Genomic DNA, 14,079 nt, shown 5'->3' with positions numbered 1-14,079 from the left:
GGCCTCGCAAGCTCGCCCCTGCTACTCGACCAGCGGTGGGTCTCGCTGGTCGAGTAGGCCGGCCGGCGACGGAGGAGCTCGGTCGGACGTATCGAGACCACTCTGGGCTGTCGCTGGGGGTTGGGTTGTGCTGGACCGTTGCCGGGTGGTCTCGATACGCAAGGGCCTCGCAAGCTCGCCCCTGCTACTCGACCAGCGGAATTCACCGCCGGGGGTGGGCACGGAGTGTTCACCCCGCAGGCCTGGACGGTGTCGGACCCCCGGCCTAGGTTGAGCGTGTCATCCACGTCACATGATTCGGGGGGATCATGCACCGCACTCCACGTCCACGACTCGTCAGGCTGGCCGCCGCGTGCGCCGGCCCCGTGCTGGCCCTCGGGCTCGTCGTCGCGCCCACCACGGCGCAGGCCGTCACGTACGTCGCGCTCGGCGACTCCTACTCCTCGGGGCTCGGCACCCGCTCCTACCTCGACGACGGCACCGAGTGCCGACGCTCGGCGCAGTCGTACCCGGCGCTCGTCGCCGCAGCCCGTGGGTGGTCGCTCGACCTGCGCGCCTGCTCGGGGGCCACGATCCCCGACGTCCGCGCCGCCCAGCTCGGCGCACTGTCGACGTCGACGCAGAAGGTCACCCTCTCCGTCGGCGGCAACGACGCCGGGTTCGCCGACGTCCTCACCGAGTGCGCCCTGCCGGCGTGGGCGAGCGACTGCGACGCCGCGATCGACCAGGCGCAGGCCACCATCAGCGGCACGCTGCCGTCGGCCCTGTCGTCGCTCTACGCACAGATCGGGTCGCGCGCGCCGTCCGCCGACGTGGTCGTGGTCGGCTACCCGCGGGTGTTCATGGGCGAGGACTGCAACGCCCTCACCTGGTTCTCGCCCGAGGAGCAGACCCGTCTCAACGCCACCGCCGACCGGCTCAACAGCCTCCTGGCGGCACGTGCGTCGGCTGCGGGCTTCCGGTTCGCGAACCCGACGTCGGCCTTCACGGGACACGCGGTCTGCGACGACCCCGAGTGGCTCAACGGCCTGTCCAACCCGGTCGAGGAGTCCTACCACCCGAACGTCGCCGGCCACCGCGACGGCTACGCGCCGCTCGTCGGTGCCCGGGTCGCCTCGACGTCGGTGCGCATCACTGCGGCCACGCAGGAGCAGGCCGCGGAGGAGTCCGACGTGCTCACCGACCGCGCCCGGCGGCACACCGCGGCCGACCGACGCATCGAGCCGCAGGAGTTCCAGGCGCCCGACCTCGACAGCCCACAGGTCCAGCGCGCTGCGCGCCGGCTCGGCATCGACACCTCCGACCGGGCCGAGGTGGACCGCTTCGACCGACGCTTCGCCGCGCGCTGAGCGCCGCGGCCGCTCACACCCAGATCGGGGCGCCGTCGGCCGGGTCCTCCGGGAGCCGGACGGCGGTGCCCTGCGCGACGCGACGTGCCGACCACGCGGCTGCGCCGGCGTCGAGCAGGTCGTCGAGACCTGCACCGCGGGGTGCGACGAGCGGCAGCGTGAGCCCGACCTCGACGAGCAGCGCCCGCCGTCGCGCGGCGCCGTCGGCGGTCTTCTTGCGCTCCAGCAGCGGCTCGCCCGCGAGCTCCGCGAAGCTCGACTCCGGGTGCACCTCCTCGACGCGGACCTCCGGGCGTCCGGCGAGCCATGCGCGCGCGTCGCGGATGGCCGGGAACAGACCGAAGGCCTGCCGGCTGAGACCCAGCCCCGTCGCCTCGCGGTTGAGCCGGTTCGCCTCCGCGTAGTCGGGCGCGTCGATGGCGGCCGACGACGGCGACCCGAACACCGTCGACGCACGTCCCGGCAGCCGTCGACGCGCCTCGCGCTCGGCGGCTCGTGGTGCGTCGGTCGGCAGGTGCAGGGGGATGTCGACGCCCACCACGTCGACCGGCCCGTGGGCGGCGACGAGACCCCCGACGAGCTCGAGCATCGTGCCGGCGACGAGCACCGCGGCCGTGTCGTCGACGGACCAGTGCACGCCCACCCATCCGGCGCGGCAGCCGTCGACGCCGATGACGGCGGCAGCGGCGGGCAGGGGTGCGGGCGACGTCACGGCTGCATCGTGGCACGGTCGGCTCGTGGCGGCCCGGTTCCGTGGGCGCCGGACGGCAGAATGGGGGAGTGAGCCTCTTCCGCGACCAAGGTGTGGTGCTGCGTACCCACAAGCTGGGCGAGGCCGACCGGATCATCACGCTGCTCACGCGTCAGCGCGGACTGGTCCGCGCCGCCGCCAAGGGGGTGCGGAAGACGTCGTCGCGGTTCGGCGGACGTCTCGAGCCGTTCATGCACGTCGACCTGCAGCTCGCCGAGGGGCGCACGCTCGACGTCATCACCCAGGTGGTCACCCTCTCCGCGTTCGCCCGCGACCTCGGTCTCGACTACCCGGCCTACACCGCCGGCACCGCGATCCTCGAGACCGCCGAGCGTCTCACCCCTCACGACGGCGAGCCGGCGGTGCAGCAGTACCAGCTGCTCGTGGGCGCCCTTGCCGCGCTGTCCGCCCGTCGGCAGCCGCCGAGCACGTTGCTCGACTCCTACCAGCTGCGTGCCCTGGCGGTCGCCGGCTACGCGCCCAGCTTCTCGGGCTGCGCCCGGTGCGGGCTGGAGGGTCCGCACCGCAACCTGCACGTCCCGTCCGGCGGCGTGCTGTGCGACGGCTGCCGGCTCCCGGGCTCCTCGGCACCCCCGGCCGTCACCCTCACGCTGCTCGCGGCGCTGCTCGCCGGCGACTGGCCGGTCGTCGAGCAGGCCGACGACCGCACCCGACGGGAGGCCGCCGGTATCGTCAGCGCGTACCTGTCGTGGCACCTGGAGCACGGACTGCGCTCCATGGGGCACGTCGACCGCTGAGAAACGCCCTGGAGCCATGACCCCCGCACCCCGCCGTCCCCCGAGCGCCCGCCCGGCGCCGCGCGCACCCGAGCCGCACCCGTCCGGCGCGCGCCCGCCCCAGCTCGAGCCGCACCAGGTGCCGCGCCACGTCGCGGTCGTCATGGACGGCAACGGCCGCTGGGCCAAGGAGCGCGGCCTGCCCCGCACGGAGGGGCACAAGCGCGGCGAGTTCGCCCTGCTCGACGTCGTCAAGGGCGCCATCGAGCTCGGCATCGAGGCGGTGAGCGTGTACGCGTTCTCCACCGAGAACTGGAAGCGCTCGCCCGAGGAGGTGCGCTTCCTCATGGGCTTCAACCGCGACGTCGTGCACCGTCGGCGCGACGAGATGCACGCGCTCGGCGTCCGGGTGCGCTGGGCCGGGCGTCCGCGGCGGCTGTGGCGCAGCGTGATCAACGAGCTCGAGACGGCAGAGCGGCTGACCCGCCACAACGACACCCTCAGCCTGACCATGTGCGTCAACTACGGCGGACGCGCCGAGATCGCCGACGCTGCCGCGGCGCTGGCGCGCGACGTCAAGGCCGGCAAGGTCGACCCCGACCGCGTCACCGAGCGCACCTTCGCGCGCTACCTCGACGAGCCCGACCTGCCCGACGTCGACCTCTTCTGGCGCACCTCCGGCGAGCAGCGCACGAGCAACTTCCTGCCCTGGCAGTCGGCCTACGCCGAGCTGGTGTTCTCCGACATCGCCTGGCCCGACGTCGACCGGCTCGCCCTGTGGGCCGCGGTCGAGGAGTACGCCCGACGTCAAAGACGGTTCGGATCGGCATGACCGGACCAGGAGGAGCCCCTGTGCGAGGACCGAAGGCGTCGCCGCGCCGCCTGCTGACCGACTGGACCACCACGGCCGGCGTGGCCGGAGACGGCCTGGCCGCACTCGTCGCCGCGGCGGACTCGGTGGCCGACGCGATCCACCTGGCCACGCTCGGCTACGAGGTGTTCGTGCTCGACCCGGTCACCCCCGACGACGCAGCCCCGCCGCGCGTGCACGTCGTCGACGTCGCCGCGGCCGACGTCCCCGACGCGTGGCACGGACGGTTCGCCCTGGTCGTGGCCGACGCGTCGACGTCGGGCCAGGTCGCGCCCTGCGTCGCCGAGGCGGGCCTCCTGGTGGTCGTCGACGACGCGCCGGTCCCGCCCGACCTCGCGCCCGGGCTCGTGGAGGTCGTGGTCGAGGTCGGGCCCGACCCGGACGCCCCGTCCGTCGAGCGCTTCCGCGCGGTGCACGCCCGACTCTGACCCGCGTTGTCTACGATCCGGTCATGCGCCTGCGTCGAACTGCCGCCCTGCTCGCCCTGACCGCCTCCGTCGCCCTCAGCGGCTGCGGTGGTGACGACTCGTCGGCTGCGAAGGACGACGCCGACGGATCGGCGTCGACGGGCGGGTGCGACTGGGTGCGTGGGGGAGAGGCGGCCAAGAAGGTCGACCCGCCCGCGGCGGACGCGAAGCCGGCGACGTCGGTGGTGCTCACGATCAACGGCGCGGAGGTGCCGATCGAGCTGAACACGAAGGCACCCTGCGCCGCGACGTCGTTCACCTCGCTCGCCGAGCAGGGCTACTACGACGACGCCCCCTGCAGCCGCGTGAGCGACCCTGCGCAGGTGCCCTACGGCATCCTCCAGTGCGGCGACCCGACCGGCACGGGCAGCGGCGGCCCCGGCTACTCCTTCGCCGACGAGCTCAGCGGCGACGAGAGCTACCCGGCCGGCAGCGTCGCGATGGCCAACGCCGGCCCCGACACGAACGGGTCGCAGTTCTTCCTGAACTTCGCCGACTCCCAGTTCCCGCCGGACTACACCCTGCTCGGCACCATCTCGCCCGAGGGGATGACGGCGCTGAAGAAGGTCGTCTCCGTGGGCGCCGAGGGCGGCGTGGGCGACGGTGCCCCCGCCAAGGCGGTCACCATCGAGTCGGCCCGTCCGGTCGAGTAGCCGCCGCCCCCGCTCGGTAGGGTCGGGGCATGCGTGTTGCGAGGTTCGCGGGGGACGACGACCCCCGATTCGGTCTGGTCGGCGACGAGGACGGGACGCCCACGATCGCCGTCCTGAAGGGTGACCCGCTGTACGCGGGCTACGAGCTGACGGGGCAGAAGATCGCCGTCGACGACGTGCGGCTGCTGGCGCCGGTCATCCCGCGCAGCAAGGTCGTGTGCGTGGGCAAGAACTACGTCGCGCACGCGGCCGAGATGGGCGGGGAGGTGCCCGCCGAGCCGCTCGTCTTCCTGAAGCCGAACACCAGCGTCGTGGGCCCCGGCGACCCGGTCGTCTACCCCGCGCAGAGCTCGGAGGTGCACCACGAGGCCGAGCTGGCCGTCGTGATCGGGCGCATCTGCAAGGACGTCGCCGTCGAGGACGTCGACAAGGTCGTGTTCGGCTACACCGCCGCCAACGACGTGACCGCCCGCGACCTCCAGCGCACCGACGGCCAGTGGGCCCGCGCGAAGGGCTTCGACACGTTCTGCCCTCTCGGACCTTGGATCGAGACCAACCTCGACCCGTCCGACCTGCGCGTCACCTGCGAGGTGGGTGGCGAGCTGCGCCAGGACGGCCGCACGAGCGACATGGTCTTCTCCGTGGCCGACATCGTCGCCTACGTCTCCTCCTTCATGACGCTGCTGCCCGGCGACGTCATCCTCACCGGCACGCCCGAGGGCGTCGGACCCGTCCAGGTGGGCGACACGGTGAGCGTGACCGTCGAGGGCATCGGCACCCTCTCCAACCAGGTGGTCTCCGATGACTGACAGCCCCGTGACGTCGACCGCGTCGATCCCGACGGTCGGCGACGACGTGCCCGTCGTGGCGCGGTTCTGCCCGTCACCCACCGGCAACCCGCACGTCGGCATGGCCCGCACCGCGCTGTTCAGCTGGGCGTACGCGCGGCACCGCGGCGGTCGTTTCGTGTTCCGCATCGAGGACACCGACGCGAGTCGCGACAGCGAGGAGTCCTACGACCTGCTCGTCGACGTGATGCGCTGGCTCGGCCTCGACTGGGACGAGGGCGTCGAGGTCGGCGGCCCGAACGGTCCGTACCGCCAGAGCCAGCGGATGGACGTCTACGCCGACGTCGCGCAGCGTCTGCTCGACGCCGGCCTCGCGTACAAGGCGTACGACACCGCCGAGGAGCTGGAGCAGCGTCGCGACGCGGCCCGCGCAGCGGGTCGCCCGAGTGGCTACGACGGCCTGCACCGCGACCTCACCCCCGAGCAGCAGGCGGCCTACGAGGCCGAGGGCCGCCAGCCGGTGATCCGGTTCAAGATGCCCGCGAAGGACTGGACGTTCGACGACCTCGTGCGTGGACCGATCACCTTCGGCGCCGACAACGTGCAGGACTTCGTCATCGTCCGCGCCAACGGCCAGCCGCTGTACACGCTCACCAACCCCACGGACGACGCGCTGATGGGCATCACGCACGTGCTGCGCGGCGAGGACATCCTCAGCTCCACCCCGCGCCAGATCGCGATGTACGAGGCGTTCGCGCAGATCGGGCTGGGTCACGGCATGGTCCCGCGCTTCGGGCACCTGCCGTACGTGACGGGCGCCGGCAACAAGAAGCTGTCGAAGCGCGACCCCGAGTCGAACCTGCTGGGCTACCGCGACCAGGGCTTCCTCGCCGAGGGCCTCCTGAACTACCTCGCGCTGCTCGGCTGGTCGCTGCCGGCCGTCGACGGTGTCGAGAAGGACGTCTTCACGCTCGAGGAGATGGTGCAGGCCTTCGAGATCTCGCGCGTCAACCCGAACCCGGCGCGGTTCGACCTCAAGAAGTGCGAGGCGATCAACGGCGACCACGTCCGGCTGCTGTCGGACGAGGAGCTGCGCTCTCGCCTGGTGCCGTTCTTCGTGGCGGAGGGCCTCGTGCAGGACCCGCCGACGGAGTCGGAGGCGGCGATGCTGGCGGCGGCGGTGCCGCTCGTGCACGAGCGGATGGCGCTGCTGACCGAGGCGGTGGCGATGCTGCGCTTCCTGTTCGTCGACGACGCCACCTTCACGATCGACGAGGCCGACGCTGCGAAGCAGCTCGACGAGAAGGGTCTCGACGTCGTGCGGGCCGCGCTCGCCGCGCTGGAGTCGATCGGCTCGACCGTGGAGTGGTCGACGCCGACGATCGAGGGTGCGCTGCGCGCGGCGCTGATCGACGACCTCGGGCTGAAGCCGAGGGTCGCGTTCGGGCCGGTGCGCGTGGCGGCCACGGGCAGCCGGATCTCCCCGCCGTTGTTCGAGTCGCTCGAGCTGCTGGGGCGCAAACGCACCCTGGAGCGGCTGCGCGCCGTCCTCTGAGACCGGCCGACGTCGTCGAGGGACCCGGTTTGAGAGTCCGAGACGACGTCGGGTAAGGTTTCTCCCTGGTTCGGACACCGGTCGAGAGAGCGGGATCCGATACCCCCATGGGGTATGGTGTAATTGGCAACACAGCGGTTTCTGGTACCGCCATTCTAGGTTCGAGTCCTAGTACCCCAGCGAAGATCGGGCTTGCGCCCGGTCCGCGCCCCGTTGGTCTAGCGGTTATGACGCCGCCCTCTCAAGGCGGAGATCGCCGGTTCGAATCCGGTACGGGGTACGAGACAGTCGCACCGCGCCTCGGCGCGGCTGCACTGCTCACATGGTCCTTCGTGGACCGTGGCCCCGTTGTGTAGCGGCCTAGCACGCCGCCCTCTCAAGGCGGTAGCGCGGGTTCGAATCCCGTCGGGGCTACCAGCACCACCCCAGACCCCCCGGCCCCCGGCCGGGGGGTCTGGTGCTTTCGCTCGTCCTGCGGCTGCGTTGGTGCGGCTTCTCGTCGAGCTGCGGGTGCGTCGGTGCGGTTTCTCGTTCAGGTGGGGCTGCGTCGGCGCGGCTTGTCGTCGACCTACGCTCCGCAAGGGCCTCGACCGGGCGGCTGGGTGGCGCGCTGGTCTGGGGTGTCGGGCTGCGGGTTGGTGCTGGGAGTGGACGTAGGAGTCTGCGTTCGCGCTGACCATCGGTGGATCTGCCACCTTCTGAGCGCTCTACAGGTGGCAGATCCACCGCCGGGGAGGTCAGACGTGGCAGAGATTCTCCCTTCTCGTGGACCGTGCCACGAGAAGGGAGAAGCACTGCCCACCCCACCCCGAAGTGCACCCAAGATTCTTCATTCGTGCGACGAAGGACGAACACTTCTGCGTTGGTGACGGGATCCGGTAGTAAACGCAGATTCCTTGAAATCTCAGCGCACGAACGCAGATTCTGGGGTCCCACGCGGGCCACAGCCCGAGACCCCAGACCGGCGCAGCCGCCAGCCGCCCGGTCGAGGCCCTTTCGGAGACCACTCCCAGCGCGACCCGCGGCAGCGCACCAGCAAGTCCGGACCCCTTGCAGCTGCGCAGCAGCGGGACGAGACCCCCGCAGGCAGCGCAGCAGCAGGACGCCCCCGACGGGTGGTCAACCGCCTCACCCGCCGCCCCTAGGGTGGACCCATGCCTCCTGCTCGCATCGCCGTGCTCATCGACGCCGACAACGCGCCTGCCTCGAAGATCGGCGCGATCTTGTCGCAGGTCGCGAAGTCGGGGAACGCGCACGTCAGGCGTGCGTACGGGGACTGGAAGAACGCGCACCTGAAGGGGTGGGAGAGCCGGCTGCAGGAGTTCGCGATCGCGCCGGTGCAGCAGTTCGCGTACACGAAGGGCAAGAACGCGTCCGACATCGCGATGGTGATCGACGCGATGGACCTCCTGCACGCCGGTGTGGCCGACGGGTTCGCGATCGTCTCGAGCGACGCCGACTTCACGCCGCTCGTCATGCGGCTGCGCCAGTCGGGCGCCGAGGTGCTCGGGTTCGGTGGGGAGAAGGCGCCCAAGGCGTTCCAGAACGCGTGCTCGACGTTCTACAAGCTCGAGACGCTGCGCGAGGACGACGACACCGACGACGACGTCGAGGACACCGACGACGTCGCCGAGACCGGTGGCGCCGGCGGCGGCGACACCGTCGAGACCACGAAGACGTCGGCAGGGCGCACCACGCGGCCCGGTCAGCGGGTCGACTCCGCCACCCTCAAGAGCGACCGTCAGCTCGTGCGCATGCTGCGCACCGCGGTCGACGAGGCCGCGGACGACGACGGGTGGGCGCAGCTGTCGCAGGTGAGCGACCAGATCCGCAACCAGTCGTCGATCCAGCCCGGCAACTACGGCTACGCCAAGTTCAGCGGCCTGATCGAGGCGATCGACCTGTTCGAGGTCAAGCGCGACGGCAAGGCCGTGATGGTGCGCCGGAGGAAGCGCGGACGCTGACGTCCCACGGCCACGTCCGAATCCCGCCAGAGACCTCAGGGCCGCCAGGGCAGGATGGGGGTGTGGACGACGTCGAGGCGCAGTACCGGGCGGTGAGCTCGCGCGACGAACGCTTCGACGGCGTGTTCTTCACCGCGGTCCGCACGACCGGCATCTACTGCCGCCCGTCCTGCCCCGCGCGAACGCCGCGGCGCGAGAACGTCGAGTTCCACCGCAGCGCCGCGTCGGCGGAGGCCGCCGGCTTCCGGGCCTGCCGACGGTGCCGCCCCGACAGCACGCCCGGGTCGCCGGAGTGGGACGTCCGCGCCGACGTCGTGGGCCGGGCGGTCCGCCTGGTGCGCGACGGCGTGGTCGAGCGTGAGGGTGTGCCGGGTCTCGCGAGCCGGCTCGGCTACAGCGAGCGGCACGTCACCCGCATGCTCACCCAGGAGCTCGGCGCCGGTCCGCTCGCGCTCGCGACGTCGCAGCGCACACGGACGGCGCGGGTGCTCGTCGAGACGACGGACCTGTCGATGGCCGACATCGCGTTCGCGTCGGGGTTCTCGTCGGTGCGTCAGTTCAACGACGCGTTCCGTCGGGCCTTCGCGCGGACGCCGACCGAGCTGCGTGCGCACGGGCCGGCGGGCACGCGCGGGGGCGGCGCGCTGCACCTGCGGCTCGCCGTCCGCCAGCCGTTCCACGCCGACGCGCTGGCCGGCTTCCTGGCCGACCACGCCGTGCCCGGCCTGGAGCGCGGTGACGGGCGGCTGTTCGCGCGCGTGCTGACCCTGCCCCACGGCAACGGTGCTGCCGAGATGGTCCTGCACGACGACCACGTGGCCGTCCGGCTCGAGCTCGCCGACCAGCGCGACCTGACCGCGGCGGTCGCGCGGCTGCGTCACCTCCTCGACCTCGACGCCGACCCCGCTGCCGTCGACACCGCGCTCGCCGAGCCGGGCCCGCACGCGGTCGACCTGGCCGACCTCGTCGCGACCCGCCCCGGTCTGCGGGTGCCGGGCACGGTCGACGCCGCCGAGACCGCCGTCCGCACCGTGGTCGGGCAGCAGGTCTCCGTCAGCGGGGCCCGGACGGTCCTCGGCCGCGTCGTGGCGACGGCGGGGGAGCCCGTGACCTTCGACCTCGCGCACGAGCACAGCCTCACCCACGCGTTCCCGACGGCCGACGCGCTCGCCACGCTCGACCCGGAGACGCTCCCGATGCCGCGCTCGCGCGGGCGCACCGTGGTCGGGCTCGCGCACGCGGTCGCGGTGGGCGACCTCTCGCTCGACGTCGGCGTCGACCGGGACGAGGCGAGCCGGACGCTGCTGGCGCTCCCGGGCATCGGACCCTGGACGGTCGGCTACGTCCGGATGCGCGGACTCGGCGACCCCGACGTCCTCCTCGACACCGACCTGGTCCTGCGCCGCATCCTCGACGCCCGCGGTGCCACGACCGACGACGTCCGGCACTGGAGCCCCTGGCGCTCCTACGCCGGCATGCACCTGTGGACCGAGCACCTCGCCCGCCAGGCCGAGCAGCGCACGAGAGGATCGAGAGCATGAGCACCCGATGGATCGACTCACCGATCGGAGGCCTGCGGCTGCACGCGTCGGCCGGGCTCCTCACGAGGATCGAGTTCGACGCGGAGCCGGTCGGCCGGCGGGTCGCCGACCCCGTCCTCGACCTCGCGGAGGAGCAGCTGGCCGCCTACTTCGCGGGGGAGCGGCACGAGTTCGACCTCCCGCTCGCCAACGACGGCACCGAGTTCCAGAAGAAGGTGTGGGGCGAGCTGCACCGGATCCCGTACGGCGAGACCGCGAGCTACGCCGAGGTGGCGCGCCGTCTGGGGTACGAGCCGGTGGTCTCGCGCGCGGTCGGCGCGGCCAACGGCGCCAACCCGCTGCCCGTCGTCGTGCCGTGCCACCGGGTGGTCGGCGCCGACGGCTCGCTCACCGGGTACGCAGGCGGTGTCGAGCGCAAGCGCACCTTGCTCGCACTGGAGCGCCCCGGCCTGTTCTGACCGGGGCGCTCCACGTCCGTGGCTCAGACCTCCTCGGCGAACACCACACGGTTCTCGGTGTAGCGGCCGACGCCGCGGTCGTACGGTCCGGTGCAGGTGATGAGCCGCAGCTGGGAGTCACCCGTCTCGCCGTACACGTCGTCGGTCGGGAACCGTCCGTCCTGCGGCACGTCGCGCACCTCGGTGATCTCGTAGGTGCGGCGCTGGTTGCGGGTGTCGACGACGCTCACCTGCTGGCCGACCTGCAGCTCCGTGAGCCGGGCGAAGACGGCCGGTCCCGTGCGTGAGTCCTTGTGGCCGGCGATGACCACCGGCCACGTCTCGCCCGGCTTGCCGCCGCCGGTGAACCAACCCACGCGGGCAGGGTCCTCGGGCACCTCCAGCTCGCCGCTCGCGTCGTCGATGCCGAGGTCGACGAGCTCCTCGTCGAGACCCAGGGTCGGGATCGTCACGCGCCGCGGGGGAGCCGCTGCTCGCTCCGTCGCCGGGCTCGTCGGCGCGGCGGCGGTCGCCGAGGCACTCGACGTGCTGCGCGGCGGCTCCTCGGGCGCCGCGTCCTGCCCGCCGCAGCCCGAGAGCAGTGCGACGAGCAGGACGGCGAGCAGGACGACCGGGGCGACGCGGGTGCGCTCAGGCACCCTGACGACGCCGTACGACGGTGGCACCGGCGACGCCGAGACCGAGCAGCGTCAGGGCCGCGACCGGCAGGAGGGTCGGGGACCCGGCGGTGCCGCCCTGGCCCGTGTCGACGCCGTTGACGGGCAGCTGGCGCTCGTCGTCCGCGTCGGCGACGCCCTCGCCCGGCGCGGGCTCGTCGTCGGCCGGCGGCGTCGGCTCCTCGTCGACCGCGTTCGCGGCGTCCAGCAGCTCCTGGCTGAAGACCAGCTGGCCACGCACGGCGCCCGCCGTGAAGCCGGCGGTGTGCGTGTCCGCGGAGAACCCGGCCGGGTTCGCCTCGAGCTGCGCGAGGGTGAAGCCGGTGCCGGTGTCGGTGCCGTTGGGTGCGAGACCCGTGGTGAACGGACCCTCCGAGCAGCCGGTGCTGGTGCGCACCGTCGCCGTCGGGTCGTCAGCGGGCGTCGGGTTCGGGAAGGCGATCCGCGGCGGGCCGTTGACGCCCGCGCCGGTCTCGTGGATGTGCGTCGCGGTCTTGGCGGGGCTCTGGTACGGCGTCACCACGTTGTTCAGCGTGATGTTCCAGCAGATGACCTCCTCGTCGGAGTTCACGAGGAACTCGAAGCGACCCGTCGCGCCCGGCTGGCCGACGCCCACGGTGCCGTCGGTGCCGACGACCTGCTGGGGCGTCGCGTCGACGACGAAGGCGCTCGTGAAGCTCTCCGGCGGGTCGACGGGGTCGGGGGTGTCGGCCGAGGCGGTCGACCCGAGGGCGCCCAGGGTCAGGGTCGCGGTGGTCGCGAGGACTCCCGCTCCGGTCCATCGGGTGGCGCGCTTCACGGTCATGGTGGTCCCTTCGTCGTGAGGCGCCGGACGACGCCCGCTCGCGGGGTGTACGTCGGTCGACGACGTCGCGTTCACGGCGTGCACCGGGTTTCTTCTCCCCGCGTCTCGGTGAACGACGACGGCGCGGTGGGCGTAGACCTCGGCATGGGCGCGACGTCGGTGATCGATCTGCCGAGTCGTCCTCGCGTGGCTACGGTGGTGCGGACCCGAGCGCGAGAGGACGGCCGGATGGATCCTCGCGGGTTCGACGTACGTGCTGCGTACGCCGCTCACGGCCACGACCTCCTGGGCTTCATGGTCAACGCTGTGCGCGACCGCGGCCTCGCGGAGGAGTGCGTCCAGGAGACGTTCACGCGGGCCTGGCAGGCGCGCGAGCGCTACGACCCGGCGCGCGCCTCGCAGCGCACCTGGCTGTTCGCCATCGCCCGCAACGTCGTCGTCGACGCCGTGCGGGCGCGGGCCCGCCGGCCCGCGCCGGCGTCGGGGGAGCAGACCGAGGAGTCCGCGACCCGTGACGCTGACCTTGCGCGCCTCCTCGACCACGTGACGCTGGTGTGGGCCCTGGCCCAGCTGAGCGAGGCCCACCGCCGTGTCGTCGTGGCCGTGCGGCTGGAGGGCTTCGGCTACGAGGAGCTCGCGGAACGTGACGGCGTGCCGGTCGCGACCCTGCGCTCCCGCATGTTCCACGCGCTGCGAGCCCTGCGTGCGATCCTCGACGAGGGAGAGGAGAGTCCATGAGTACGTCGCACCGCCGTGAGCAGCTGCTGGCCGCTGCTGCCACGGGCACCCTCGGCGCCGACGAGCAGGCCGAGCTCGACGCCCTGCTGCGCGAGGACCCGCAGGCGCGGGAGGAGCTCGAGGCACTGCGCGACGACGCCCGACGTCTCGACGCCTGGCACGCGCCCGCGGGGGAGGGCTGGCTGGCGGCCGAGCCGTCCGCCGCGCTCGACGCGCGCGTGGCGTCCGTGGCCGGCCCGGGCCCGTCGGGGTCCGACCACGACGGGCGACGGAGCATGGGAGGGGCCCGGCGAGGGCGCCTGGTGCTCGCCGCGGCGCTGCTGGTGCTGGCCGGTTCCGGCGCGACGCTCGCCGTCCAGTCCCTCACGAGCGAGCGTCCGGTGCAGGGCCCGCCCGGCACCCTCGGTGCCGTCGAGACGCTCGCGCCGGTGCGCGGCGACAGTCGTGAGCCCGCCGACGTGCAGGCGGCGTTCGTCGCGCACACCTGGGGGACCGAGGCCGTGCTCGACGTCCGGCGCACGCGCCCGGGCGCTGCCTACGAGGTCTACGTCGTCGACGAGTCCGGCCGCGAGGTCGAGGCCGGCGGGTTCCTCGGCTCGCGGGTCGAGGTGCACTGCCGCGTCAACGCCGCGGTCGCGCGCCAGGACGTCTCGGGGCTGAGGATCGTCGACGCCCGGGGTGCGACGGTCGCCCTCGCGCGGGCCCCTCGCGTCTGACGGTTGCGAGGTTCATCGACGTGTCATCTT

Annotated in this window: 15 protein-coding genes and 3 tRNA genes; 15 read left to right on the top strand and 3 right to left on the bottom strand. The window is 72.8% G+C overall.

The genetic code is table 11. The features are described from left to right. Window positions 1–308 precede the first annotated feature (308 nt). A complete protein-coding gene (locus tag A6Q81_RS02880) occupies window positions 309–1,349 on the top strand; it encodes an SGNH/GDSL hydrolase family protein (RefSeq protein WP_067858696.1) in 1,041 nt (346 codons plus the stop codon). Window positions 1,350–1,362: 13 nt separating this feature from the next. Here the strand turns inward: A6Q81_RS02880 and A6Q81_RS02875 are convergent, their stop codons facing one another. After that, window positions 1,363–2,061, bottom strand: a complete 699-nt coding sequence (locus A6Q81_RS02875) for a DUF429 domain-containing protein (RefSeq protein WP_286689465.1) — start codon at window positions 2,059–2,061, stop codon at window positions 1,363–1,365. Window positions 2,062–2,129: 68 nt separating this feature from the next. Here A6Q81_RS02875 and recO point away from each other — a divergent pair, with 68 nt between their 5' ends. From recO to A6Q81_RS02815, 12 genes are all read left to right on the top strand, one after another. After that, complete coding sequence (gene recO, locus A6Q81_RS02870) at window positions 2,130–2,858, top strand: DNA repair protein RecO (RefSeq protein WP_067858690.1); 729 nt, start codon at window positions 2,130–2,132, stop codon at window positions 2,856–2,858. A 16-nt stretch (window positions 2,859–2,874) separates the two neighbouring features. Further along, a complete protein-coding gene (locus tag A6Q81_RS02865; protein WP_067858686.1) occupies window positions 2,875–3,669 on the top strand; it encodes an isoprenyl transferase in 795 nt (264 codons plus the stop codon). 20 nt (window positions 3,670–3,689) lie between these two features. Next, complete coding sequence (locus A6Q81_RS02860; protein WP_286689464.1) at window positions 3,690–4,136, top strand: hypothetical protein; 447 nt, start codon at window positions 3,690–3,692, stop codon at window positions 4,134–4,136. Window positions 4,137–4,159: 23 nt separating this feature from the next. Then, window positions 4,160–4,828: a peptidylprolyl isomerase gene (locus A6Q81_RS02855; RefSeq protein WP_067858680.1), complete on the top strand. Its 669-nt coding sequence runs from the start codon at window positions 4,160–4,162 to the stop codon at window positions 4,826–4,828. Window positions 4,829–4,857: 29 nt separating this feature from the next. Continuing rightward, entirely contained in the window at window positions 4,858–5,637 is a 780-nt protein-coding gene (locus A6Q81_RS02850) for a fumarylacetoacetate hydrolase family protein (RefSeq protein ID WP_286689463.1), read from the top strand. Further along, the gene (gltX, locus tag A6Q81_RS02845; RefSeq protein WP_286689462.1) at window positions 5,630–7,171 is read left to right on the top strand and encodes a glutamate--tRNA ligase; all 1,542 of its coding nucleotides are present in this window, start codon (window positions 5,630–5,632) and stop codon (window positions 7,169–7,171) included. Before A6Q81_RS02850 ends, gltX begins: the two co-directional genes overlap by 8 nt. A 108-nt stretch (window positions 7,172–7,279) precedes the next feature. Further along, window positions 7,280–7,351 (top strand) — tRNA-Gln (locus A6Q81_RS02840). A 27-nt stretch (window positions 7,352–7,378) separates the two neighbouring features. Beyond that, a tRNA-Glu gene (locus A6Q81_RS02835) sits at window positions 7,379–7,451 on the top strand. A 61-nt stretch (window positions 7,452–7,512) separates the two neighbouring features. Next, window positions 7,513–7,588, top strand: a tRNA-Glu gene (locus A6Q81_RS02830). A 737-nt stretch (window positions 7,589–8,325) separates the two neighbouring features. Then, entirely contained in the window at window positions 8,326–9,135 is an 810-nt protein-coding gene (locus tag A6Q81_RS02825) for an NYN domain-containing protein (protein WP_067858671.1), read from the top strand. Window positions 9,136–9,197: 62 nt separating this feature from the next. After that, on the top strand, window positions 9,198–10,676 hold the full coding sequence (locus A6Q81_RS02820) for an Ada metal-binding domain-containing protein (protein WP_286689461.1): 1,479 nt from the start codon (window positions 9,198–9,200) through the stop codon (window positions 10,674–10,676). Further along, on the top strand, window positions 10,673–11,134 hold the full coding sequence (locus tag A6Q81_RS02815; protein WP_067858666.1) for a methylated-DNA--[protein]-cysteine S-methyltransferase: 462 nt from the start codon (window positions 10,673–10,675) through the stop codon (window positions 11,132–11,134). Before A6Q81_RS02820 ends, A6Q81_RS02815 begins: the two co-directional genes overlap by 4 nt. A 23-nt stretch (window positions 11,135–11,157) precedes the next feature. On the opposite strand, the gene A6Q81_RS02810 is transcribed toward A6Q81_RS02815, so the two are convergent. Both A6Q81_RS02810 and A6Q81_RS02805 read right to left on the bottom strand, forming a co-directional pair. Continuing rightward, entirely contained in the window at window positions 11,158–11,772 is a 615-nt protein-coding gene (locus tag A6Q81_RS02810; RefSeq protein ID WP_067858662.1) for a class F sortase, read from the bottom strand. Next, on the bottom strand, window positions 11,765–12,595 hold the full coding sequence (locus A6Q81_RS02805) for a CHRD domain-containing protein (RefSeq protein ID WP_286689460.1): 831 nt from the start codon (window positions 12,593–12,595) through the stop codon (window positions 11,765–11,767). The genes A6Q81_RS02810 and A6Q81_RS02805 overlap by 8 nt, the downstream gene beginning before the upstream one ends. 228 nt (window positions 12,596–12,823) lie before the next feature. Here A6Q81_RS02805 and A6Q81_RS02800 point away from each other — a divergent pair, with 228 nt between their 5' ends. Both A6Q81_RS02800 and A6Q81_RS02795 read left to right on the top strand, forming a co-directional pair. Further along, complete coding sequence (locus tag A6Q81_RS02800; RefSeq protein ID WP_286689459.1) at window positions 12,824–13,333, top strand: RNA polymerase sigma factor; 510 nt, start codon at window positions 12,824–12,826, stop codon at window positions 13,331–13,333. Further along, window positions 13,330–14,049 (top strand): hypothetical protein, encoded by a 720-nt coding sequence (locus tag A6Q81_RS02795; RefSeq protein WP_286689458.1) that lies wholly within the window; start codon window positions 13,330–13,332, stop codon window positions 14,047–14,049. The genes A6Q81_RS02800 and A6Q81_RS02795 overlap by 4 nt, the downstream gene beginning before the upstream one ends. Window positions 14,050–14,079 lie beyond the last annotated feature (30 nt).

Source organism: Aeromicrobium sp. REDSEA-S38_B2 (assembly GCF_001628525.1).
Classification (GTDB): Bacteria; Actinomycetota; Actinomycetes; order Propionibacteriales; family Nocardioidaceae; genus Aeromicrobium; species Aeromicrobium erythreum.
The sequence above is the reverse complement of the archived record's forward strand: the minus strand, read 5'-3'. Positions and strand labels throughout refer to the sequence as shown.